19 protein-coding genes and 4 tRNA genes are annotated in these 24,083 nt (G+C 41.2%); 15 read left to right on the top strand and 8 right to left on the bottom strand.

Features of this window, described 5'->3' with window-relative positions:
- The first annotated feature begins 46 nt into the window (after nucleotides 1-46).
- Nucleotides 47-120 (top strand) — tRNA-Pro (locus B3139_RS08690).
- 42 nt (nucleotides 121-162) lie between these two features.
- Here the strand turns inward: B3139_RS08690 and B3139_RS08695 are convergent.
- Nucleotides 163-2,538, bottom strand: a complete 2,376-nt coding sequence (locus B3139_RS08695) for an ABC transporter permease (protein WP_293881958.1) — start codon at nucleotides 2,536-2,538, stop codon at nucleotides 163-165.
- A gap of 380 nt (nucleotides 2,539-2,918) precedes the next feature.
- Here B3139_RS08695 and B3139_RS08700 point away from each other — a divergent pair.
- From B3139_RS08700 to B3139_RS08710, 3 genes are all read left to right on the top strand, one after another.
- Nucleotides 2,919-2,992, top strand: a tRNA-Pro gene (locus B3139_RS08700).
- A gap of 334 nt (nucleotides 2,993-3,326) precedes the next feature.
- Nucleotides 3,327-3,400 (top strand) — tRNA-Pro (locus B3139_RS08705).
- A gap of 129 nt (nucleotides 3,401-3,529) precedes the next feature.
- Nucleotides 3,530-4,510 (top strand): 3-keto-disaccharide hydrolase, encoded by a 981-nt coding sequence (locus B3139_RS08710; RefSeq protein WP_293881960.1) that lies wholly within the window; start codon nucleotides 3,530-3,532, stop codon nucleotides 4,508-4,510.
- 41 nt (nucleotides 4,511-4,551) lie between these two features.
- On the opposite strand, the gene B3139_RS08715 is transcribed toward B3139_RS08710, so the two are convergent.
- Both B3139_RS08715 and B3139_RS08720 read right to left on the bottom strand, forming a co-directional pair.
- Nucleotides 4,552-4,845: a Smr/MutS family protein gene (locus tag B3139_RS08715; protein WP_293881962.1), complete on the bottom strand. Its 294-nt coding sequence runs from the start codon at nucleotides 4,843-4,845 to the stop codon at nucleotides 4,552-4,554.
- 45 nt (nucleotides 4,846-4,890) lie between these two features.
- The gene (locus tag B3139_RS08720) at nucleotides 4,891-5,310 is read right to left on the bottom strand and encodes a hypothetical protein (protein WP_209581568.1); all 420 of its coding nucleotides are present in this window, start codon (nucleotides 5,308-5,310) and stop codon (nucleotides 4,891-4,893) included.
- Between the two features lie 228 nt (nucleotides 5,311-5,538).
- Here B3139_RS08720 and B3139_RS08725 point away from each other — a divergent pair, with 228 nt between their 5' ends.
- Nucleotides 5,539-6,285 (top strand): copper homeostasis protein CutC, encoded by a 747-nt coding sequence (locus B3139_RS08725; RefSeq protein WP_293881965.1) that lies wholly within the window; start codon nucleotides 5,539-5,541, stop codon nucleotides 6,283-6,285.
- Between the two features lie 34 nt (nucleotides 6,286-6,319).
- On the opposite strand, the gene B3139_RS08730 is transcribed toward B3139_RS08725, so the two are convergent.
- Nucleotides 6,320-6,499: a hypothetical protein gene (locus B3139_RS08730; protein ID WP_046671880.1), complete on the bottom strand. Its 180-nt coding sequence runs from the start codon at nucleotides 6,497-6,499 to the stop codon at nucleotides 6,320-6,322.
- A 33-nt stretch (nucleotides 6,500-6,532) separates the two neighbouring features.
- Nucleotides 6,533-6,603 (bottom strand) — tRNA-Cys (locus B3139_RS08735).
- Between the two features lie 446 nt (nucleotides 6,604-7,049).
- On the opposite strand from B3139_RS08735, the gene B3139_RS08740 reads away from it, so the two are divergent.
- Nucleotides 7,050-7,661 (top strand): porin family protein, encoded by a 612-nt coding sequence (locus B3139_RS08740; RefSeq protein ID WP_293881971.1) that lies wholly within the window; start codon nucleotides 7,050-7,052, stop codon nucleotides 7,659-7,661.
- Nucleotides 7,662-7,777: 116 nt separating this feature from the next.
- Nucleotides 7,778-8,911 carry an AI-2E family transporter gene (locus B3139_RS08745; RefSeq protein WP_293881973.1) on the top strand — a complete coding sequence of 378 codons (1,134 nt, stop codon included), beginning with the start codon at nucleotides 7,778-7,780 and terminating at the stop codon, nucleotides 8,909-8,911.
- 240 nt (nucleotides 8,912-9,151) lie between these two features.
- Here B3139_RS08745 and B3139_RS08750 read toward each other — a convergent pair whose 3' ends face one another.
- The 3 genes from B3139_RS08750 to B3139_RS08760 form a co-directional block, all read right to left on the bottom strand.
- On the bottom strand, nucleotides 9,152-9,673 hold the full coding sequence (locus B3139_RS08750) for a hypothetical protein (protein ID WP_293881975.1): 522 nt from the start codon (nucleotides 9,671-9,673) through the stop codon (nucleotides 9,152-9,154).
- 29 nt (nucleotides 9,674-9,702) lie between these two features.
- Nucleotides 9,703-9,870, bottom strand: a complete 168-nt coding sequence (locus B3139_RS08755) for a hypothetical protein (RefSeq protein ID WP_293881977.1) — start codon at nucleotides 9,868-9,870, stop codon at nucleotides 9,703-9,705.
- A 116-nt stretch (nucleotides 9,871-9,986) separates the two neighbouring features.
- Complete coding sequence (locus B3139_RS08760; protein ID WP_293881979.1) at nucleotides 9,987-11,207, bottom strand: ROK family transcriptional regulator; 1,221 nt, start codon at nucleotides 11,205-11,207, stop codon at nucleotides 9,987-9,989.
- A 230-nt stretch (nucleotides 11,208-11,437) separates the two neighbouring features.
- Between B3139_RS08760 and B3139_RS08765 the strand changes: the two genes are divergently transcribed.
- The 8 genes from B3139_RS08765 (at nucleotide 11,438) to B3139_RS08800 (ending at nucleotide 24,082) form a co-directional block, all read left to right on the top strand.
- On the top strand, nucleotides 11,438-12,547 hold the full coding sequence (locus tag B3139_RS08765) for a DUF4434 domain-containing protein (RefSeq protein WP_293881981.1): 1,110 nt from the start codon (nucleotides 11,438-11,440) through the stop codon (nucleotides 12,545-12,547).
- Between the two features lie 21 nt (nucleotides 12,548-12,568).
- Nucleotides 12,569-13,990: a sugar porter family MFS transporter gene (locus tag B3139_RS08770; protein WP_293881983.1), complete on the top strand. Its 1,422-nt coding sequence runs from the start codon at nucleotides 12,569-12,571 to the stop codon at nucleotides 13,988-13,990.
- 44 nt (nucleotides 13,991-14,034) lie between these two features.
- On the top strand, nucleotides 14,035-15,228 hold the full coding sequence (locus tag B3139_RS08775) for an AGE family epimerase/isomerase (protein WP_293881985.1): 1,194 nt from the start codon (nucleotides 14,035-14,037) through the stop codon (nucleotides 15,226-15,228).
- Nucleotides 15,229-15,286: 58 nt separating this feature from the next.
- Complete coding sequence (locus B3139_RS08780) at nucleotides 15,287-16,852, top strand: ADP-ribosylglycohydrolase family protein (protein ID WP_293881987.1); 1,566 nt, start codon at nucleotides 15,287-15,289, stop codon at nucleotides 16,850-16,852.
- Entirely contained in the window at nucleotides 16,845-18,293 is a 1,449-nt protein-coding gene (locus B3139_RS08785) for a calcineurin-like phosphoesterase family protein (RefSeq protein WP_293881989.1), read from the top strand. The genes B3139_RS08780 and B3139_RS08785 overlap by 8 nt, the downstream gene beginning before the upstream one ends.
- Nucleotides 18,268-19,338, top strand: coding sequence for a glycerophosphodiester phosphodiesterase (locus B3139_RS08790; RefSeq protein ID WP_293881991.1), 1,071 nt, complete (start codon nucleotides 18,268-18,270; stop codon nucleotides 19,336-19,338). Before B3139_RS08785 ends, B3139_RS08790 begins: the two co-directional genes overlap by 26 nt.
- A 3-nt stretch (nucleotides 19,339-19,341) precedes the next feature.
- The gene (locus B3139_RS08795) at nucleotides 19,342-20,754 is read left to right on the top strand and encodes a DUF4434 domain-containing protein (protein WP_293881993.1); all 1,413 of its coding nucleotides are present in this window, start codon (nucleotides 19,342-19,344) and stop codon (nucleotides 20,752-20,754) included.
- Nucleotides 20,755-20,914: 160 nt separating this feature from the next.
- Nucleotides 20,915-24,082, top strand: a complete 3,168-nt coding sequence (locus B3139_RS08800; RefSeq protein ID WP_293881995.1) for a SusC/RagA family TonB-linked outer membrane protein — start codon at nucleotides 20,915-20,917, stop codon at nucleotides 24,080-24,082.
- Nucleotide 24,083 lies beyond the last annotated feature (1 nt).

The raw sequence follows: 24,083 nt of genomic DNA on the forward strand, positions 1-24,083 counted from the left end.
AAATGATTAGATATTTGTGCCACACAAAACAAAGGTGATACCTTTTCGGGGTGTAGCGTAGCCCGGTATCGCGCCACATTTGGGATGTGGAGGTCGTAGGTTCGAATCCTGCCACCCCGACTTAAAAGCTCGACATTCGTCGAGCTTTTTTTGTTTTGTCTATTATTCGTCTCGTAAACTATTTACAGGATTGGCTATCGCTATTCGGATGGCTTGCCATCCTACCGTCATCAGAGCGATAGCTATCGTCACAGCTCCAGCGAGCAAAAAGAGCCACCATGGAATAGTAATGCGGTAAGCAAAGTCCTCCAGCCATTTATTCATGATCAGCCAGGCCGTTGGTGCCGCGATAAGTAAAGCAATTAGTACGGGTTTCAGAAAATCTTTTGACAACAATGCTGTAACGCCGGATACCGAGGCGCCAAGCACCTTACGTATTCCAATCTCTTTATTTCTTTTGGTAGCCGTAAATGAAGCTAGGCCGTACAGGCCGAGACAGGCTATAAATATGGCTAATCCCGCAAAAAGACTAAGAATGCGCTGTTGCCTGAGGTCGGTTTTGTAGAGGGTGTCAAACTTTTGGTCCAAAAAGCTATATTCAAAAGGGTATAAGGGAGCTGATTTAGCAAATGCCTTTTTAATAGTATTTAGCGCCGCAGGGAAATCCTTTGTGTTCAATCTCAGAAGCGCTACCCTTAGGTCATCGGAAGGAGAAATCACGAGTGCATCCATGTTTTCTTTTAGGGATAGAAAGTTGAAGTCGTCCACTACGCCGATGATTGTTCGTGGAGATTGGTCACGGATCGTATTTTTTATCCATTTTCCAACGGCCTGTTCTGGAGTATATCCGAGCATTGATGCTGCAGTACGATTAACTAGTACGGCGCTAGCGGAGTCTGTTGGATATTGCGCCGAGAAGTTACGGCCGGCAATTATTTTAAGTTTTAAGGTGCTTACGTAATCAAAATCAGTGAATTCAGTTCTGGATTTCCACTTCTCACCGATTTTTCTCTCTACTTCAAATGTGTGGCTATCGAAAAAGCCGCCTGGTTCGCCAGACATAAAGGAGACCGATGCAATGTCTCTGCTCGCAGATAGTTCATTTTTGAATGTACGTAGGTTGTTATATAGTTCTTCATTGTCAATAGGGATAACGACGGTCTGTTGGTCGTCGTATCCAAGCCCCATTTCTTTTACATATTTCATCTGCTTGGTAATAATCATTGTACCTATGATAAGCAGAATGGAGATGCTGAACTGCACCACAACTAACGTATGGCGAAACACCGTTCCACCTTTACCTATGCGTAATTTGCCTTTTAATGCTTGTGTAGGGGAAAAGGTCGAAAGGTATAATGCAGGATAGCTGCCTGCTAATAAGCCTACAATAACGATAAGCGCCAGTAGAAAAATATAGATGGTCCACCAATTCCAGGGAACTGTCAGCGTGTATCCCAAGAGCTGATTGTATATGGGCATTAATAGTTGTAGCAGGCAGATGGCGAGCAAACAGGATATTGCAGTTAGTAAAATAGACTCTCCGATAAACTGTCCCATTAATTGAATACGTTGTGCTCCGAGCACCTTCCGTAAGCCGACTTCTTTTGATCGGTCAACCGCACGTATCGTTGAAAGATTCATGAAGTTGATGCAGGCGATAACCAATATGAGTATGGCGATCGATAAAAAGATGTAAATGACTTTTTTATCACCATGTTTTGCACTGTCAAATGCGCTGTGTGACTCAAGATATACGTCTTTCAGCGGGGTGAGCGCTAGATCAAAATGAATTCCCATATTTGTGGAAACCGCTTTCATATGCCTGTCCATAAAAGAGGGGAGCTGATTTTCAAGTTTTTGGGCGTTTTTATTTTCGTTGAGTAGGATATAAGTAAATAAGTTGTTGTTTTCCCATGCTTTGAACGGTTCGGTATTGATATAGTTGGATAATGGAATGACCAAATCAAAATCTAAGTGAGAGTTGACCGGAAGATCTTTTGCAATCCCTGTAACGGTGAGTTGTTTGCTTTTATCCAACTGGAGTATTTTGCCAATTGGATTGTCATTTCCAAAATATTTTCTCGCTGTTTTTTCTGTTAATACTACACTTGTTGGGTTTTTCAAAACAGTCGTTGGATTTCCTTTGAGCAGGGGAAAGCTAAAGAGTTCAAAGAAATCAGCATCAGCAATAAAGAGTTTTTTTTCATTGAACGTAATGCTATCAAAAGCGAATAGTCCATTGGCGGGCATGACTCGTACAGCCTTTTTGATTTCATCCGGATAATCGGTTAATAGGGCAGGAGCATATGGGGCAGATAAATAAGGTGCACGATCTTTGCTATTGTCGAAACCGCGCATGAGGCGATAAATGCGGTCACCCTGGCTGTGAAATTTGTCAAAACTAAACTGATTGGCAATAAATAGGAATATCATAGCACAGACCGTGATCCCTATCGTTAAACCAAGAATATTGATAAAGGAGAAGACCTTGTTTTTCATCAGGTTCCGCCATGCGATTTGTAAATAATTCTTTATCATACTTTTCGTTATATGTGTTCATTTTGATCTTCTGATAATCAATAGCTTTGAATAATATCTTAATCTACAGACTCTTAAAAATATTAATTTCGGTCAGTTTCAAAAAAACTGCCAAATCAATAAATATCTAGTAGTTAATGAATTACATTTTTTTTTAATGATTTAAGTGTTTGGATATGAACACCTGATGTTCATATCCGAACATGTTAAGTGCTGAAATAAAAGCGAGTTATCGGAGAGGTGCTGTAAATGGAAAAGACGGTTGTGAGTAAGAATATGTCGCAATGAAACAACAGGTTAGTTTTATTTTGTGCATTTCATTTGCAAATAAATTGTAATAAGCGTATATTTGTGCACACAAAACAAAGGTGATACCTTTTCGGGGTGTAGCGTAGCCCGGTATCGCGCCACATTTGGGATGTGGAGGTCGTAGGTTCGAATCCTGCCACCCCGACTACAAAAAGCTCTAACGAAAGTTAGGGCTTTTTTTGTTTCGGGACAGGATGAAGATCTCGGGTCTTTCAGATACGCTATTGCTCAATCTTTAGAACATTTAGCCGGTCCTGCCGTTTAAGCTACCACTATTTTAATCGTTTGCTTGTGTATTTATTCTACAAATTAGGAGGGTGTTATATTAGTTTTTATACCGAAATTGATTGAGGTATTAAATCTTTTATAAATTATTTTACAATAAATCAGTTTGTTAAGTGTTTTATGAAGAATATTCTTGAAAGATAGCTATATTTAATGTACTTTTGTGCCACACAAAACAAAGGTGATACCTTTTTCGGGGTGTAGCGTAGCCCGGTATCGCGCCACATTTGGGATGTGGAGGTCGTAGGTTCGAATCCTGCCACCCCGACTAAGAGAGCTCTAACGAAAGTTAGGGCTTTTTTTATATCTATTTTTAACATAATATCCTTGTAAACCCGCTGTTAAACAGTTAAATTGCTTTAAATTTACTGTCAATTCGAATATAAACATAAATAATATGAACAGAAAAGCGGCATTTCTTTTAGGAATTTTGGCCTCTTGTGCATTACCGCAAGTAACCTTTGCTACACATTCAGTTGGAGAGTCTTTCCATTATCAACAAGATGTAGAGGGTAAAGAGCTGATAGGGCGATGGGATATCGAAGTGGATGTCAACGGTACACCAGCACCATCCTGGTTAGAGGTGAAATTGTCAGGCTATAGAACGTTAGTCGGTCACTATGTGAGTACTTCTGGGAGTGCCCGACCCGTTTCTCATGTGTTTTACGAAAAAGGAAAATTTAAGTTTTCTATCCCTCCTCAATGGGAGAGTGGAAAGATGAATTTGAGTGTGGAGGGCGAACTTGTCAATGGTGTTTTGGAAGGAACGATAACAGAGCCGGATGGCAAAACATATCGTTTTAAAGGTACACGCGCTCCAGAACTAAAGCGCACCGCTGCTGTCAAATGGGGTAAATCTATTCAACTATTCAATGGCAAGGATCTATCCGGATGGAAAGCCACAGGTAAGACAAATCAATGGTTGGTAAAAAATGGTATTTTAACCAGTCCGCAGTCCGGATCTAATTTAGTTTCTGAACAAAAATTTGAAGATTTCAAATTGCAAGTCGAGTTTAAAATTCCAGCAGGGAGCAACAGTGGAGTTTACCTGAGAGGTCGTTATGAGGTTCAGATAGAGGATAGTCCCAAGGATGCCCATCCAAATGCCGTGCTTTTCGCAGGGGTATATGGCTTTTTAGCTGCCAATGAAATGGTCAATAAAGGAGCCGGACAATGGCAAACATTCGACATTACACTTATTGGCCGTCTCGTGACGGTAGTGGCAAATGGTAAGACTGTGATCTGTAATCAAGAAATCCCAGGCATAACTGGCGGTGCGTTGGATAGCAAAGAGGCAGAGCCGGGACCGATCTATTTCCAGGGGGATCACGGTCCGGTTGAATTCCGTAAGGTGATTATTACACCAGCAATTAAGTAACAGCACATCACGCTAAGGCTGCCTGAGAATAGGTAGCCTTTTTAAAATCCTATGACAACGACCACAATATCTTCATTCTGGTAGGATGTATAATAACGTTCAATAGATCCATTATCCTTGTATTCCTTCAGTTCTTCAAAAACCATTTTTTTGAGCATTCCTTTTCCCTTGCCATGAATAAACTTTATTTCGTTCATTTCCCAATAAATAGCTGCGTCTAGATTAGATCGCATAAAATCAATGGATTCCTGTAAGAGTTCCTCTGGTGAATAATCTTCCCAATCATCAAGGAAGGCATCGGTATGTAAGTCAACAATAGCTGAAGGTTTGCGCATTTCTCAATATTTTACAATGCTGCAAAAGTATAACAAAACGGCGACTTAATAGGTGAAGTCGTTTACGAAATAAATCGCTTGGGCAAATTTTTCATGCCATTTTTTGATAATAGCTGCAATTTCATATTCTTCCTCATCGGCATGGCTGAGCATCAATGATTCGATCGACTGTAGTAACTGCTTGACATCAAGAAAATAACCGTCAAAATCCCGGAATCCAGAAATTGTGTCGCGAACCAGCAGCATCACATCGTGGCGAAGTGTTATCATATCGTAGCGCGAAGAAATTCTATCCAGCAACCATTCCTTTTGGAAATTGGAATCAATATGTCTGTTGCACGCCTGATTGAAAAGTAGCTCAAATTCAACGACTTGATGCTTAAGGTCATAAATAGCTTGTTGGAGCTCTTCAAAAGTGCTGATAATTTTCTCCTGCGTCTCCATATTCTTCGATACAATTGCCATGATAATTTACTTAAAATGATATACAATTGATTTTTAGCTGTTTAAATAAAAATATGTAAGGTAAATACAAATAGGTAAGCAGAATGTTTTTAATGTTTTAATTTGTATGCGTAACTATTAGTTTTACTCTTTTTAACCTTAGTATTAGTCCAATACAGGGAAGAGAATAGGTTATTTGCTGTTTTTTTACGTTATTCGCGTAAACAAAAAATAGCTTAATAAAATCAAATGAAGGAAAAGGCGATTGGAAATTACCAATTAGAAATCTGTTCAAATTCTGTGGCGTCTGCTATAGAGGCCGAAAAGGGGGGAGCAACCCGCGTAGAGTTTTGTCAAAATTTAGAAAACGGGGGAACTACACCTTCGTTTGGCCAGCTACAGTTAGTACGAAAATTGGTTAACATTGGAATTCATGTGCTTATCAGGCCACGTGGAGGCGACTTCCTTTATACCGAGACTGAGATTTTGGAAATGATCGCAGATATTGAAATATGTAAGCAGTTGGGGATGGATGGCGTTGTAATCGGTATGCTGAATGCAGATGGTACGGTCGATAAAGTCAATACCTTGCGGTTGGTTGAAGCTGCACGCCCCATGCATGTTACGTTCCATCGCGCCTTTGATCGCGTAGAAAATCCTTTCCGTGCGTTGGAAGACGTTATTGATATGGGGATAGATCGTATTTTGACATCCGGTTTAAGAAATTCTGCACTCGCTGGAGTTTCATTACTCAAAGAGTTGGTTCAACAAGCCAGTGGCCGTATTGTAATTATGCCTGGTGCAGGTGTCGATGCATCTAATATCGTTCACATTTTAAAAGAAACGGGTGCAGTTGCGATACACAGTTCGGCAAAGGAGCTCCATGTTTCGAAAATGAGATTTAAGCAGGCTCAAGTCAATGGAATGGATGAAGCACAGTGGATGAGCTCAAAAGAAAAAGTCCACCAAATGGTGGACCTATTAAAAAGCCTTTAAAGTTATACTTTAAAGGCTATTAGATTCTTCTTACTTATTTAGCTTCTGAAGCTAATTGATTTAAGATAGCATCGTTTTTAACGATTTGGTTGCTAGCTTTCATTTTTGATCTAGAACCCAACTCTACGTTAGTTCCTAATTTCAAAAACTGAACTTCAACACGTGAAACAGTTTTATTTCTTCTATCTTTTCTTTTTAAACGTGTAACTCCCATTTTGATAATATTTTTATTGTTTAAAATAAAACGAGGTCGGAAGCGGATTCGAACCGCTGTAGGAGGTTTTGCAGACCTCAGCCTAGCCACTCGGCCATCCGACCCTATTTTTTCCTTTTGAAGGTCTGCAAAAATAAAACTTATAATTGGAATTAAAAAATCTTTATGATAAAACTTTTGAGTTTTTAAGCATTACTCTGAAAACCAAGCTTGTATTTTCAATGCATAGCCTTTAACACATGTTTATGAAAATGTGTTTAGCAATTGAAAGCGAAATTTTAGCCGCTTTACTTCAAAAAAGTATCCAGCTATTTATGAAGGCTTTTTTAGATGATTATTACCAAAATAGTAAGGTGGAATTTACTGCACCAATTGTCTTTTTTAAAGGACATTAGTAAGTATAGTATTTTTGAATTTTAATATTTTTTTGATTTGAAAATGAACGTATTATATATTTTGGAATAGATATTGCAAAACACGTTGTCAGAAATCTCATACAGGAAATATATGAGAATAAAAGATAAAGAACAAAGTAATTAAATTGGGAAACATGAAAAAATTATTATTATCTGCAGCAATTTTATTTGGATCAATGGGCGCATTTGCACAAGGAGGATTGGGTTATGGATTACGTGCGGGTGTAAATATTCCTAAATATTCCATGGACAATGGTAGTACAAAATCTATCACAGGATTTTTTGTGACAGGTTATTTGGATGCACCAATTTCACCAACATTTTCTATTCAGCCAGGATTATCCCTGCAAAATAAAGGTGGGAAAGAATCCATCAGCGAAGGATCAAGTGAAAATAAAGTAACTGTTATGTCTTTGGATATCCCAGTCAATTTAGTAGCTAAATTGCCTACTGGTGCGTCCGGTAATTTCTTTGTTGGCGCAGGACCATATGTCGGTTTTGGATTAAGTGGCAAAAGTAAGCAAACTCATGCCGGTGTCACAACGGAAGATGATATTAAGTTTGGCAGTGGTTCTGGAGACGAAATGAAGCGTACCGATTTTGGTGTAAATTTCTTAGCAGGTTATCAATTAACCAACGGATTTCAGATCAATGCTGGTTATGGTTTAGGTTTGACGAACTTATCACCTAATGTTGGTTCGGCTAAAAACAGAGTTTGGTCCGTTGGTATCGGTTTCGGACTATAAGAAATATAAGTACTTAAACTTATTATGAGGAAAGAGTCCCTGCGGTTGTGGGGACTTTTTTAATGGATTAAACTTAAATCGACCTAAATTGTTATTTTTATGCAAAAGATAGCTGTATGAAAAGATTTCTTACTTTACCCTTTTATCTCAAGTTGGCCTGCGTACTCATCAGTATCCTTTTGCTGGGATATCTGGCGAAAATAGGGGATACCATACTTATTCCAATGATATTGGGTTTGCTATTCTCCCTGTTGTTGATTCCGCTAAGCAATTTTTTAGAGCGGAGACTTCGTTTCCCGAGAACATTGGCCGGCATATTAAGTGTTATTTTGTTTTTCGGCGTTCTTGGTTATGGGCTTTTTCTGCTCGCTTCTCAACTTACGCTTCTTAAAGAAGATTTCCCAGCCTTTAAACAACAGATTATGGATGGTGTGAGTAAACTGCAAAGCTGGGTCAGTGAACAATTCGGCATAAGGCACAAAGAGCAGATGGAATTCATCAATAAGACGGCCTCGAAGTCCGTGGATTCTGGTACGCTATTTCTAGGAACGGCATTGGTTTCACTTTCCTCCATGTTTATATTATTTGTTTTTACTTTCCTTTATACGTTTTTTCTCCTCATCTATAGAGGGCATATTGTTAAGTTTCTTCTATTTGTCAATCGTGTCGAAGACCGGCCCATTGTGGTCGATGTAGTACAGCAGGTACAGTATGTCGTCAAAAAGTATCTCATTGGTTTATTGATCCAGATGAGCTTAGTTTCGCTTTTGGTCTTTATAGTTTTGTCATTGATTGGTGTCAAATATAGTTTGCTTTTAGCATTAATTACAGGGGTGTTCAACGTGTTGCCTTATGTCGGTATTTTTTCCTCTATACTTATTATTTCCATTCTTACTTTCGCAACATCATCGTTGACCCATGTGGTTTTGGTCATCTTAGCGTTGATCATTGTACACATGATTGATAGTAACTTTATCGTCCCCAAAATTGTGGGTTCAAAAGTTAAAGTAAATTCATTGTTTGCAATGTTGTCTATCATTATTGGTGAGATGATTTGGGGTATTTCCGGGATGTTTTTAGCCATTCCTATTTTGGCAATAGTTAAGATTGTAATGGATCGCATTAGAGAGCTTAAGCCCTGGGGATTTTTACTGGGAGAAGAAGATAGCAAAGATGAAGTATATAAGGATTTATTTGAAACGCTCAATCCGATAGAGAAGAATATTATTGACAATGAAGTGAAGGAGTAACTTGATTCTACATTATGTGCCTCATGCTTTTGTATGCCTTGTCTCGCCCTTGGATCGTACCATCTTCGGATTGCCCCTATAGCTTGCCTGTAGATAATATGGTAAGGCGGCGGGGGAACAAATTGCGAAGCATCCCCCAATTGGATATAAATAAACACTAAACTATTTGCAGAAAATCTTATCCTCTTAATTTTATCGGCTTTATGGACGTTGTCTATAGATGGCGATCCACAGATGGTGCTAAGGTGTAATTACCATATCGCCATCGTTTAAATTAATGCCGCTGATCCATATTGGTCTTAGAAAATCTTCTTTTGTGATAGGGGCAGTCATATAACTACGTATAATCTGAAAAGGGTCTCCATCAAAAAGGTCTACCTCTTTTGTATCCGATATTTGAAAATGTATTGTTGAGTTTGCAAGGATAGCCTCGTCCTCTTCCATTAGTTTTCTTTTAAAATATTTTCTATCTACCAGATTTTTTATAGTTTCATAATCTGCGTCGGATTCAATGAAAATTGATGCTGCTCGCCCGAAGGTGATTTCATTGACATACATTAAATCTTTAGGGTCGAGCTTCGCTAGAGTGGAATGTGCTTTTGCTTTGGCAATATCCGTCATACACGTCAAACTATAGATCAGATTGGTGAAACTTACAGCATAGAGGTATTTAGAACTTTTAGACTGTGGGTTAACAGCGAGCATGACCTCCGAGTTGATCTTTTGACCAAAAACTGCTCCTAATTTTTTGCAAGATGCCACCCTTTGAACTTTGGGTATTGATTCGCTGACTATTCCTGTAGATCATCGCCCTCAATATTTTTGAGAATGAAATTAACCATCTCAGCTTTACTGGGGATGATTACTGCGTCAGTTGTGTTTGCATTAACTTGTACGGTCGGAAGATTTGGAGCTTCAATAAATTCATAATTATCCTTATGAAGGGAGCTGATTTTCATAATGGCACCTAGATACAATTTGTCAAGATTTTTTATTCATGAAAAATCGGCTGGCTTCATCTTCTATCTCCTGCGCGGCGATGTTTAAATTTTTTGAATTAATTAGTATAAAACGGTTATGGGTTAATATCTAGAAGTCTGTCTCTTACAAGTAGGCATGCTCCGATCACCCCTGCCTTTTCTTGTAGCTGTGATAATTTTATTTTGGTGTCTGTACTCACAAGATTTAATGAATATTTGTTGATTGCACTCTTTATAGGGAGTAGGATATAATCGTTAGTTTGTGCCAAAGGACCTCCGAGAACAATCAATTCTGGATTGTATAGGTTTATCAGAATTGCTATAGCTCTGCCGAGTTTTTCACCAATTTTCGCCAATAATTCAATGGCTAGCACATCATCCGAGTGAATTGCCGAAATAATGTGGTTTAAATTGATATCTTCGATCTGAACGGTTTGTGTTAAGGTGGTGGCATAGCCTTCAGCAACTTTTTGTATAAAAAGATCCTTTAAAGCGCGGCCAGAAGCCTCAGTCTCAAGACAACCTTTCTTGCCACAGTGACAGATGATTTCATTGTCAAACATCGGGATATGGCCAAACTCACCCGCAAATCCAGATTGACCGTAATAAATCTGTCCATTGATAAGCGTGCCCATCCCAATACCATAATCGAGATTTAAAAAAAGTACATTTTTTTCCTGTTTCACTACCCCTGACATAAACTCTCCATATGCCATTGCTCGTGAATCGTTCTCAATGAAAGTCTTTATTTTTAAAGTTTCTTCAAGGTATTTGCTTAGCGGTGTCTCACTGAAATAAAAGAAACTATAACTATACCCTGTCTTGTAGTTAATCCGGCCACTTAGATTCATGCCCAAGGCTAAAATCTTTTCTTTCGGAACAGTGGATTTCTTTATGAAATCCTGAATGATCTTACAGAGATGATCCAAAGAAGCTTGATTATTGGCCAACTTATAGGGAAGGTGCTCGGCAATAGATATTACATTTTTGTTAAGATCAATTAGCCCTATATTCACATGGTTGTGCTTGACATCAACTCCAACAAAGAAGCCTGAAGTGGGAAGTAGTCCGTAGATATTTGGTTTCCTTCCACTGACAGATGTCGACTTTCCATAATCTTTTACCAGTCCTTCTTCGATTAGTTCATTGATTACATTCGTGATTTTTGGTACGCTAAGCTTCAGTTCCTTACTTAAATCTGCGATCGTACTGTTGCCATTCATAGAAAGGATCACAATAATATGCTTCTTGATGGAATTGTTTTTGTAGGCAACGCCAGAAATATTCTCGTTTTCGATATGCTCAAAAAATGTCATCGGATATAAATTGTAAAAAACAAATCTAACAAATTTAAATGTATATATTGAATCTTAACTGTCTTTAAGGCTTAAATAACATTATTTATTTTTATATAGAAGCTATTTATTAAATTATTTTATTAAATACATTGCATTATTAAAATTTATTTTTAATTTAGCATTGTCTTCTGCTGGGTAAGCCTTATAACCTAGTTCAGAAATTCGCAAAAATGCCAACTAATAACATTATGGATAAGCAGAATCGTAGAAAATTTTTAAAACAATCATTTCGTACCGGCCTTGCCGGAGTGGGAAGCTCGATTCTGTTGCAGCGTTGCGGTATAGAAGATGGGGCTGATTTGGAAAAAATCCCCACGATCAATACAGAGATTCGAGATACTTACTTGGTAAATTCCAACGATGCTCTTCCAATAACGGCAACTTTTCTTGATGAAATATCGCATGATATTCCACATCAGAATTGGGGCGAGCCAGAATGGGACTTAGATTTTAGACATATGAAAAAAATGGGGATAAATACCGTTATTTTGATCCGATCTGGCTATCGCAAATTCATTACCTATCCTTCGAATTATTTACTTGCGCAAGGCTGCTATAAACCTAGCACTGATTTGCTTGATATGTTTTTACGGTTGGCGGACAAATACAACATGTTGTTTTATTTTGGCCTGTATGATTCTGGTGCATATTGGGATACAGGGGATTTGTATAAGGAGGTAGAGCACAACAAGTACGTGGTGGATGAGGTGTGGTCGAAATATGGGGTAAAGCATAAAAGCTTCGCCGGTTGGTATATCAGTGGCGAGATCAGTAGAAAAACCAAAGGGTCCATCCGCGCATTCCGCGATTTGGGGATCATGTGTAAATCAATATCAGATGGTTTACCGACCTTTATCTCTCCTTGGATTGATGGCAAAAAAGCGGTAATGTCAGCTTCCGCAGGTCTTTCCAAGTCAGATACCGTTAGCGTTAGGCAACATGAAGAAGATTGGTCGGAGATATTTGATGGTATACGGGGCGTTATAGATGCCTGCGCATTTCAAGATGGACACATAGATTACAATGAACTCGATGCTTTTTTTACAGTAAATAAGCAACTTGCGGATCGTTATGGCATCGCCTGTTGGACAAATGCCGAAACATTCGATCGTGATATGCCCATTAAGTTTATGCCAATAAAATTCGATAAGTTGCGCTTGAAGTTGGAGGCAGCCAAGCGGGCCAGCTACGAAAAAGCGATTACCTTTGAGTTCTCCCACTTTATGAGTCCGCAATCTGCTTATCGTCAGGCGGCGAATCTTTACGACCGTTATATGCAATTCTTTAACCGTCGATAACAATAAATACCTAGTTACCTAATGAATAATATCATCGATATGAACAATAACCAAATTAACTTAAATTATATCAGCTTCCTCTCGGTCGTGGCAGCTATAGGCGGATTTCTATTCGGATACGATACAGCGGTTATATCTGGAACGATCGCACAGGTAACGACACAATACGGCTTGGATAACGTTTCTCAGGGATGGTACGTAGGCTGCGCATTGGTAGGTTCCATACTGGGTGTCACCTGTGGAGGTTACCTTGGTGATCGCTTTGGCCGTCGTAAAATGTTGTTTATCAGTGCTGTTCTGTTTTCTGCTTCGGCGCTTTACTGTATGCTTTCTTCTGGTTTTCAACAGCTTATTTATGCACGTATCATCGGAGGGATAGGTATTGGGGTGGTTTCGATCATATCGCCTATGTATATTTCAGAGCTTGCCGTACCCCAATATCGAGGCAGATTAGTGTCTCTCTATCAACTGGCGGTTACGATCGGGTTTCTGGGTGCTTATATCGTGAACTATTTACTTATGCAATACGCGATCGGTGATGCACAAAATTTACAAGGTGATTGGCTTCGGCTCATATTCTATCAGGAAGTATGGCGTGGCATGCTTGGGATATCTGGATTGCCGGCTGTTTTTTTCTTTCTCATTATCTTCTTCATTCCGGAAAGTCCACGTTGGCTGGTGAGACATGGTCGATCAGAAAAAGCACATGATATATTCCGGCGGATCTATGGCTCGGAGAGTGAGGCCAGAACAGAGCTCAATAAAATTCAGGATGCAAGTTCCAAAGAAAAAAAAGTCGATTGGAAGCTGTTGGCTCAACCCGGTGTACGTAAAGCTGTGTGGATCGGAGCTGCAATAGCCATCCTCGGGCAGTTCATGGGGGTAAATGCCGTACTTTACTACGGTCCTACCATTTTTGAAAGTAGTGGCATTTCTGGTGGCGACTCACTCTTCTATCAGGTAATCGTTGGATTGGTCAATGTCTTGACGACCGTACTGGCTGTTTTTATCATTGATAAAATAGGGCGCAAGAAGCTGGTATACCTAGGTGTTTCAGGAATGATCGTTTTTCTTTTGCTTATTGGTGTATATTTCTTTTGGGGCAAAGTCCTTGGCCTCCCAAGTTTGTTTATGTTAAGCTGCTTTTTAGCTTATGTATTTTGTTGTGCCATTTCTATATCAGCGGTAATCTGGGTATTGCTCTCGGAAATGTATCCAAACTCCATTCGCGGACTGGCCATGTCCATAGCAGGTCTTTCCCTTTGGTTGGGGACCTACCTGATCGGACAGCTTACCCCATGGCTATTGGATAATTTAAGCCCCGGCGGAACTTTTTTCCTTTTCGCAGCAATGTGCGTACCCTATATGCTCATTGTGTGGAAACTCGTGCCGGAAACAACAGGCAGATCCTTGGAAGATATTGAACGACATTGGATTCATTAACCTGCTTATTATAAATGAAAGTATAAAGAATAATTAGATTATAGATGGATTTTAAAAAACTTAGTAAACAGTACAAATCGGAACTGTTAGAGAACGTATTGCCCTTTTGGTTGGAAAATTCGTTGGATAGGGAATATGGTGGATATTACAGTTGCTTGGACAGGAAAGGGCAGGTTTTTGACACCGATAAGTTTATCTGGTTGCAAGCGCGTGAGGTTTATATGTTTGCGAGCATGTATAACAAGACGGAGAAAAAGCAGGAGTGGCTTGAGGCAGCGGAACATGGCGCCGCCTTTTTGCTGGAGCATGGCCATGATGGTCACTACAATTGGTACTTTGCAATAGATCGGGTAGGTAACCCGCTCGTAGAGCCGTACAACATTTTTTCCTATACATTTGCGACCATCGCATTTGGACAACTTCACTTGGCAACAGGCAATCCACGTTATGCTGAAGTAGCGAAGGAAACCTTTAGACTGATCTGTTCGAAGCTTGACAATCCCAAGGGGAAGTGGAACAAAGCGGTTCCTGGCAGCCGTAGCCTCAAGAATTTTGCCCTTCCCATGATCCTCTGCAACCTAGCTTTGGAAATTGAGCACCTGCTTTCAGCGGAGCTGTTGGATGGCTTTATTGATAACTGTTTGCACGAAGTGATGGCGGTTTTTTACAGACCGGAACTCGGTGGTATTGTCGTAGAAAATGTCACCTTGGAAGGGCAGTTGTCGGATACCTTTGACGGGCGCTTAATCAATCCTGGGCATGCGATCGAAGCAATGTGGTTTATCATGGATCTCGGCAAACGCCTAAAACGCGACGACCTAATTCAGAAGGCCGTAGAGATAACGCTCAATATGGTCGAATATGGATGGGATCATCAACATGGTGGAATTTTCTATTTCATGGATCGGTCGGGCAATCCCCCGCAACAGTTGGAATGGGATCAAAAGCTCTGGTGGGTGCATATTGAAACCTTGATTTCGCTTATTAAAGGCTATCAATTGACCGGATCGCCGGAATGTCTAGCTTGGTTTGAACGTGTCCACGATTATACATGGGCGCATTTTAAAGATACAGAATATCCAGAATGGTTCGGATATCTTAACAGACAGGGAGAGGTGCTGTTGCCACTTAAAGGTGGTAAATGGAAAGGTTGTTTCCATGTGCCGCGGGGCCTTTATCAATGCTGGAAAGTACTCGAAGATATTGCCTGTAAAGATTTGTTTGTTCAAGTTGTTTAGTTTGGAGCCGGCCTTCGCCCTTCGGGGCCGGCCTCTCTTATAGTTAATTTACCTATTTATGATGAAGTCAGTTTTGTTACTTTTATTCAGGCTTTCGCTCATTTGCGCTATACCCTTATGTACTTTTGCACAAAGAACCAAAAAATACCCTTTAACCTTATCGTTGGAAAAAGCGGTATTGGAAGATAAAATAAAGGGCGGATGGGCAGGTCAAACAATAGGTGTAACTTATGGGTGGCCTACAGAATTTCTCTATCAAGGTACGTTAATTCAGGATTACGAACGTATTCGCTGGGAAGATGATTATGTAAATCGCGCCATGCGAGAGTTTCCTGGATTATTTGACGATGTGTATGTGGACCTTACGTTTATGGAGGTACTGCATCGATTGGGATTAGATGCTCCGGTAGATTCCCTTGCACATGCTTTCGCAAAGAAAGAGTATGAACTTTGGCATGCCAACCAGGTAGCACGATATAATCTCAATAACGGCATTCCGCCAGATAAATCCGGACATTGGTTGAACAATCCACATGCTGACGATATCGATTTTCAGATTGAAGCTGATTTTGCAGGCCTGATCAACCCGGCTATGCCGGAGGCTGTTACAGCCATCTGTGAAAAGACCGGTAAAATGATAGCCTCCGGTGATGGGTATTATGGCGGGCTCTTCGTTGCACATCTATATGCCCAAGCATTTCGGATGAATGAAGTGAAACCCCTGATCGAAGAGGCGTTGCAGGTGTTGCCGCCGCAAAGTAAATTCTACCAATGTATACGTGATGTGTTGGCATGGTACGCCCACGAACCGTCTGATTGGAAAGAGACTTGGTGGCAGATCCAGAAGAAATGGTCGGAGGATCACGGCTGTCCAAACTTTGTTTTTCACCCGCTGAATATCGATGCAAAACTTAATGCCGCTTATGTCGTCATGGCATTACTTTATGGAAATGGTGATTTTTTTCATACCATGGACATCGCGACCAGAGCGGGGCAAGATTCGGACTGCAATCCTGCAACAGCTTGTGGTATACTCGGAACCATGCTGGGATATAGTCAAATACCGAGCACTTGGATAGACCCACTAAAAAAAGCAGAGGATGTGCCCTTTAGTTATAGTAACTATTCCCTCAATGATGTATATCGTGTCAATGTGGACCTTGCACTGGCAAGCATCGTTAAGGCAGGTGGTGTTGTGGGCAAAAATCGCGTAACCATCCCGTACCAAAAAATAGTGCAAGTACCTTTCGAAGAAAACTTCGCCGGGCATTACCCAAAAGAGCGTGTAAAGGTTGCGAAATCTTTTCCTCAAAGCTATCAATTTAATTTCGAAGGTTGCGGTCTGGTGCTCAGTGGATACGTGCAAAAAGTGGATAATGCAGTGAGCGATAGGGCGGTACAGTTGGGCTTGTATATCGATGATCAATTAGTAGAAACGGCAAGTCATTTTTCCAATGCGAATATGCGTCGTCCGGAATTATGTTGGCGGTATCAAATGCCCGATAAAAAGCATCGGGTAGAAATAAAACTATTGATGGAAGAACCGGGGTATCAGCTCTACGTCACTGACTACTTGGTTTATGCATCTCATCCGCAAACGCTAATCCCATACCATCATGATTAAAATAACACTTTTGTTTACGGCGTTACTGTCGATGATCTGCCTATCAACAGCATGTTGTGCAAGGGGATTGGAAGTGCAGGGGCAGGTGCGACAGGTCGACGGTCAGCCGGTAGCAAAAGTGGCCGTTACTGATGGATATAAAATCGTCTTTTCTGACCATCGGGGACACTATCGTATCATTCCTTCACCTTTGGCCCGTTTTGTCTATATCACGGTTCCTGCTGGCTTTGAGATGTCCGCAAAAAATAACGGAGGTAATTTTTATATCCCATTGCCCAAAGAGGGAACCACAGATGCTTTCAATTTCGTTTTGGAACCTATAGGAATTGATTCAACGCATGCATTTTTCGTATTGGGCGATCCGCAGGTATATAACGCTGCTGATGTGCAACGTTGTGCGCTGTTTGCAGCGGATATAAAAAACTACAAGGATAGCGCTTTGCGCAATATTCCCGTGCATGGAATGGTGGTGGGCGATATGGTGGGTGATAGGCCAGACCTCTTTATTGGAGTAAAACAGGTATTTGAATTGGCAAATATGAACTATTTCTTTAGCAAAGGTAACCATGATCTACGTACAGACCAACGTTCAAATACGACGGCAAGTATGTTATACGAAGAAAATTTTGGCCCACGTTACTATGCATTTGATCGCGGTTCCATGCATTACATTGTGCTTGACGATGTCTTCTATTTGGGGCGCGGTGGCGAGTATGTAGGGTATATCTGTGAAGAACAGTTTCGTTGGCTCAGGCTGGATCTTCAAAAAGTGCCCAAAGGTAATACGATCGTCATGATGTTCCATATTCCGACGGCTAGTAAGGATTTTCGAAAAATAGAACGAAAGCAACAAGTCGTTAACGCTAAACATCTGTATACGATGTTGAAGGACTATAAGGTACATATATTGTCTGGACATACTCATTTACACGACCATTTTCAGCCTGCGCCCCGTATTATGGAGCATAACCAAGCCTCGATTTCGGGCATCTTTTGGCAAGAGAAAAATTCCTGTGCGGATGGAACACCAGTTGGTTATTCCGTTTATGTGGCTAAAGGCGACAGCCTCACTTGGAGATATAAATCGCTCGGATTGCCGGACAATATCCAAAGCAGGGCATATGGTCTAGGAGAAAATCCAGAGCGCCCGAATGAGCTCACAGCTTTGGTATGGAATTATGATAATGTCTGGCGAGTCTCTTGGTATGAAGACGGTGTTTATGCGGGGGAAATGCAGCAGTTCACCGGACATGATCCGCAGACAAGAAAGAAAATCGCCGAAAATAAAAATAAATACGCTTACGATTGGATTTGGACGACAACAACAGACCATTTGTTTGCAGCGAAACCACTGAATCCAGATTCAGAAATGATGATTTTGGTAGAGGATAGATTTGGAATTAAATACAAAACATATGTTCAACAGAAAAAAGATAGATAGCTTGTTCTTGATAGCTCTGGTGATCCTTTTATGCATCACATCGCCATCAATCCTGCTAGCTCAAACACCGTTGATTTCGCTTAGCAATTACACAATCCCACTTAACAGCAAGGGAGCTTATGTCGCAACCATTCATGCTCCGTTGCCGCTGAACCAGCTGCGGATGAAGATTGTCTGTGATACGGCAAAGCTTTTTACTTTGGACAAAAACGGGAAAATTTATCTTCGAAAGTCAAAGCTGGTGCCCGCAAATGATGGTATCCGCGCGTATAGTATAACGGTAGAATTTGACAAAAAAAGGTACGAAGTGGAACTGGTGAAGGATGAATTCCTGCGCAACAAAGTAATCGCACATCGTGGGGCATGGCGTGCAGAAGGTGTCATGCAGAACTCCATCCGTTCTTTTCAACAAGCCGTCGCCCTAGGCTGTGCCGGTTCTGAGTTTGATGTATGGTTGTCTAAGGACCGACAGGTTGTGCTGTCTCATGATCCACATATCGGCGGTCTCGCTGTAGAAGAATCTACGGCACAAGAACTTTATACATCAACGCTCAAAGGGGGCGATCCTGTACCCACGCTAATCGAGTTCATCAAGCTGGCAAAACAGCAGAACAAAACGAAAATGATCCTGGAGATAAAATCTTCACCAACGGGTAGAAGCCTGGAGCTTGCGGATTCGGTTTTAGCTGTCGTGCACCGCCTTAAAGCACAGGGCTATATCGAATATATTAGTTTTGATTATGCTGTTCTCTGCCATATCATTAAACGTGATCCGAGTGCTCGCACGGCTTATTTATATGGGAACAAGACTGTCGATGAACTTAAAGTAGATGGGCTCGCCGGACTCGATTATGATTTCTACCAGTATAGGAACGACCCTACATTGATAAAGCGCGCAAAGGAAGCAGGTCTATGGACCAATGTGTGGACAGTCAATACCGTAGACGAACTGCGCAAGTTTCTAGATAGCGAAGTAGACTGGATTACCACTGACGAACCCGAGCTACTGTTAAAACTAAGCCATGAAAAAAAAACTAAAATTTAGACTATGAATAAGCTGAGAAAATTTTTGCTGTCCTGGATGCTAATCCTTATCATGGTACCATTTGCTGTGATTGCACAGGAAGGTATATCCCTTACGTTAATTCCACCGACGACGATTACTAATCAGGTTGATCTCGACATCCGTGCGGGTTTAAGAAATGAGGAAGGAACGGCTAAAATTGTAGAACTATCTGTTTACTTAGGGAAGGAACGACCCGAAAACCTGTTGCATTATTCAAAGAAAGAAGTAATGCCCCAAACAGCGTACGAAATCAAGCATATCCTCTCGACAAAAAATTTGGTGGGAAATCAAAAGATTACCCTTGTGGTCAAGTACGGTAATAAAAAATACCGAAAAGTTCGCGATATAGAAGTTATCGCTTCCCTGCAACGTTCCACCGGGCTTATTGATGGCGCATGGGCGGGCATCTATCATTGGAGTGAAACTGAAGGTAAGCACTGGAATAATGATATCAAACAAATGACCGATGAGCAGTGGCGTGAAATGGTGCGCGCCATGCACAAATTAAAAATGGATATTGTTGTTGTTCAGGAAGTTTTTCGAAATGAAGAATATGTAGGCAAGCATGAGACGACGGTAGATTCCTATAAAGGCAAGGCATTTTATCCATCTGTACTGTATCCCGAGCAGGTTCCGATCACGGCAAAAGATCCCGTGGAGGCCATTTTAGATGAGGCCGATAAGCAAGGTATGCATGTTTTTGTAGGTGTGGGGATGTTTGCTTGGTTCGATTTTACCAAAGAATCACTGCTTTGGCATAAGAAAGTGGCCCAAGAGCTTTGGGAAAAATATGGACATCATCCATCGTTCTATGGTTTCTATGTTTCGGAAGAAAGTGGTGGTAACTTAGATAATTGGGAGCATAGCGAAGTGATGCGAATGCAGCGCAAAAAAGAGATTGTTGACTTCTTTCGTGAATTCAAAGCCTATTGCAACCAAATTGCGCCTGCAAAGCCGGTCATGCTGGCCACGAATAGCATGCAGGTGCCCGTGGGGCTAGATACTTATCCAGCACTGCTACAGAATCTGGACATTCTTTGTCCCTTTGGCTTCGCTCGGATGCCCGAAGGTGACTTGACGGGCAAAGAAGCTGCCGATCTATTGCAGTCCCTATGCAACCAAGCGGGAGCTCATCTTTGGTTTGATTTGGAAACCTTTTTGTTTAATGAGGATCAATCCCTTTATCCGCGTCCTATGGAAGAGATTGTCCGCGACCTTAATCTTTTCCAAAACTTCGAAAAAATACTTTGTTATCAATTTCCAGGTGTATTTAACGATCCTAAAATGTCTATCCGCATCGGTGAGGAGCGCACATTAGATCTCTTTACGGCATATCAGCGCTATCTGGAAAAAACAATGAAAGATCGCCTGTCAAAAGACAAACGTATCCGTTAGGAAGGGTGGTGCGGCAGCGTTGTTAATTTCAGATGAATTTTTCTTAAAGGAATTTATTCAGTTTATTTTATATTTTAAAATATTTTAATATTGTATAGTTTTATAGATATATTTATTAATAACTATGCGATACCACTACAACTACTAACCAAAAACTTTTATGAAGCCATTTAAACAAAAGCAATTAAGCAAAGAGGGGCAGAGACGTGATCTTAGATTCTCGCGTTCCTTATTTGCGCTGTGTCTCTTGTCTTGTACCTTCGCGAGATCCTACGCACAACAGTCACGACTTGAAGGTGTCGTTCGAAACGCCACTAACAGGCAGCCATTAGAAAGGGTAAGCATACGCGAAACAGCAACAAAGCTCAATGTAGCGACAGACCTATCGGGTCGCTTTTCGTTACCAGTGGAAGGAAATAAGGTACGCCTTTTACTAACGGCAATTGGGTACGTTTCAAAGGATACTATAGTCACAGTGGGTAATAAACCCATTGAGTTTCTGCTGAAAGAAGATAATACCAAATTGGATGAGGTTATCATTGTGGGGTATGGGCAAATGAAAAAAGCGAGTGTTACAGGAGCTATTGCCCAGATGAGCGGCGATGAATTGAAAACAGCACCGACGGCCAATCTTTCTTCAATGCTGCAAGGGCGTTTACCTGGATTGGTAACTCGCCAAAGCAGCGGCCAGCCGGGGTCCGATGGTGCTTCGCTCATGGTGCGTGGCTATAATACACTGGGAAATAATTCACCGCTGATTATCGTGGATGGTATAGAACGCGAGTTTCCGCAGGTCAATCCCGATGAGGTAGAAGCGATCTCGGTTTTAAAGGATGCGTCAGCGGCTATTTATGGTGTGAGAGGTGCTAACGGTGTAATCCTAATAACCACAAAAAAAGGAAAACAGCAGAAACCTACCTTAAATTACAAGGGATCCTATGCCCTAAGTAAAAATACCGCTTTTCCTGAATTTTTAAATGCAGCGGATTATGTAAAATATTACAATAAAGCACAGGAACTCGATGGTGTTGCCGAAACTTCGCGCCGTTTCAATGTTGATGAGATTGAACGCATCACCCATGGTGACCCGCAAGGGATATTTGGCAATACGGATTGGTTTAATATGCTTTTTAAAAGTAGCGCTCCAACGGTGACCAATAATTTGACTCTCAATGGTGGCTCAGACCGATACCGTTATTTTGTGTCAACGGGTGCTTTTAATCAAGATGGCATCATCGATCGCACGTCCTACGACCGGTATAACGGTCGTATAAATTTCGATGCCGATATCCTTGATAACCTCAAACTTTCACTAAACATTGCTTATCGGGATGACATCCGTAAAGAACCAGGCTTATCTGCGGGCTTGGGAAACAGCTATGCCTCGGTATTTGCACAGGCTATGATGTCCTATCCGTTTTTACCAGCTTACAATGCTGCAGGCATTCCCGTCGGAAGCCTGAATCCAGGGAACGGTAATCAGAATCCGCTGGCCGCGAGAGATTTATCGGGCGAAAACTCAACACGATCCAACCGTTTCCAAAGTAATCTTTCTCTTGAGTACGAGGTGCCTGGCGTGTCTGGCCTTCGGTTGAAAGTAAATGGCGCCTTTGATAAAGGATATACGATGCGTAAAGCCTATTTGTTACCTTATCAATTGGATGTATACAATAATGCTACCCGGCAGTATGCATTAGCTTTTGCACGGCATGCAAATGGTGGCGTAGCAAGTTTAAACCAATGGTTTACCGACTCATGGCAAAAGACGATCCAACCATCAATAAGCTATGCGAATAAGTTTGGAGCACATTCGGTCAATGCACTATTTCTCTACGAATATATGCGCACAGATAATAGCTCGTTATCTGGCGGGCGCCGTGGTTATCCGATCACAGATATTATGGACTTGAACTTTGGTGAGGAAGTTATTGATAATCTAGTAAAAGGAGGGCATGGGATGTTCAGTAGAGCCGGTTATTCTTTCCGTTTAAACTACGACTACGCTGATAAATACTTGTTGGAAGTGTTAGGGCGTTATGATGGCTCGCCGATGCTTCCCGCTCATACACGCTGGGACATCTTTCCAGCCGTATCTGCCGGTTGGAGAATCTCTAAGGAGCCCTTTTTCAAAGAAGCGCTTGACGTGGTAGATGATTTGAAAATCCGTGGATCGATTGGCAAACTTGGAAACGACAGGATCGGAGACTATCAGTTCTTACGGACGATGAGTCTCGGGGCTGATCCCGTGGTCCTCATCGGGAATACGTTAGGAAAACCGCTTAATGTCACCACGGTACCTAATTTTGATATAAAATGGGAAACAAGCACCACTTATAATGGTGGTCTGGAAGCTACCTTATGGAAAGGCCTTCTTGGCGTGGAAGCCGATGTATTTTATAGGGTCACCAAAGACATCTTGCAGGGTCAGTCAAATCTAAATCCACCATCATTTGGCGGATATTTTCCCAACTATATCAACTCGGGGATAGTCGATAGCAGGGGCTTTGAGCTTGTTTTGTCGCATCGGAACACTATCGGTGATTTTAATTACAAGGTACGTGGAAATGTAAGCTTTGCACGTAGTAAAGTAATCGAAACAACTGAAAATGCCAATGTACCCGATTATCTTCGTCGTACCGGAAGACCTATCGGTCTGAAATATGGTTTCGTAGCAGACGGATTTTTTCAAAGTGAAGAGGAAATTATGAGCAGTGCACTTTTTGGTCCTACGCGGAAAGGAGAGATTAAATTGAAAGATCTGAATGGCGACGGACGTATTACGTTCGATCAGGATTGGACTGTGATTGGAAAAAGTGACTTGCCAGAAATGATGTTTGGACTAAATTTGGGAGGCTCTTATAAAGGTTTTGATTTCAGTGCTTTCTTTCAGGGAGCAGCACGTTCGGATGTCGCTTTGTCAGGTCTTTATACCAATTCAGGAATTTATGATAATACCTTCTATACGATGCCTTTTTATCAGGATGGAAATTCACCAAAATATTTAGTGGAGAATGCCTGGACACCGGAGAACACAAATGCGAAATACCCTCGTTTAAGTACGCAGTCGGCACAGAGCGGCGGCAAGTTCTCATCTTTCTGGATAAAAGACGGCGCTTATCTACGTCTGAAAACCGCGCAGATCGGTTACACGTTGCCGGCATCTTGGTTGAATAAAGCCAAAATTCAACAAGTACGCTGTTTTGTTTCGGGTAGCAACCTGGTTACATGGAGCAGTTTGCCCTATCTGGATCCCGAAATGCCGAGTGTGAATCAAGGTTATTATCCGCAACAGCGCGTCTATGAATTTGGCTTATCTCTTACCTTTTAAC

The sequence above is a fragment of the Sphingobacterium sp. UBA1498 genome (assembly GCF_002325125.1).
Lineage (GTDB): Bacteria > Bacteroidota > Bacteroidia > Sphingobacteriales > Sphingobacteriaceae > Sphingobacterium.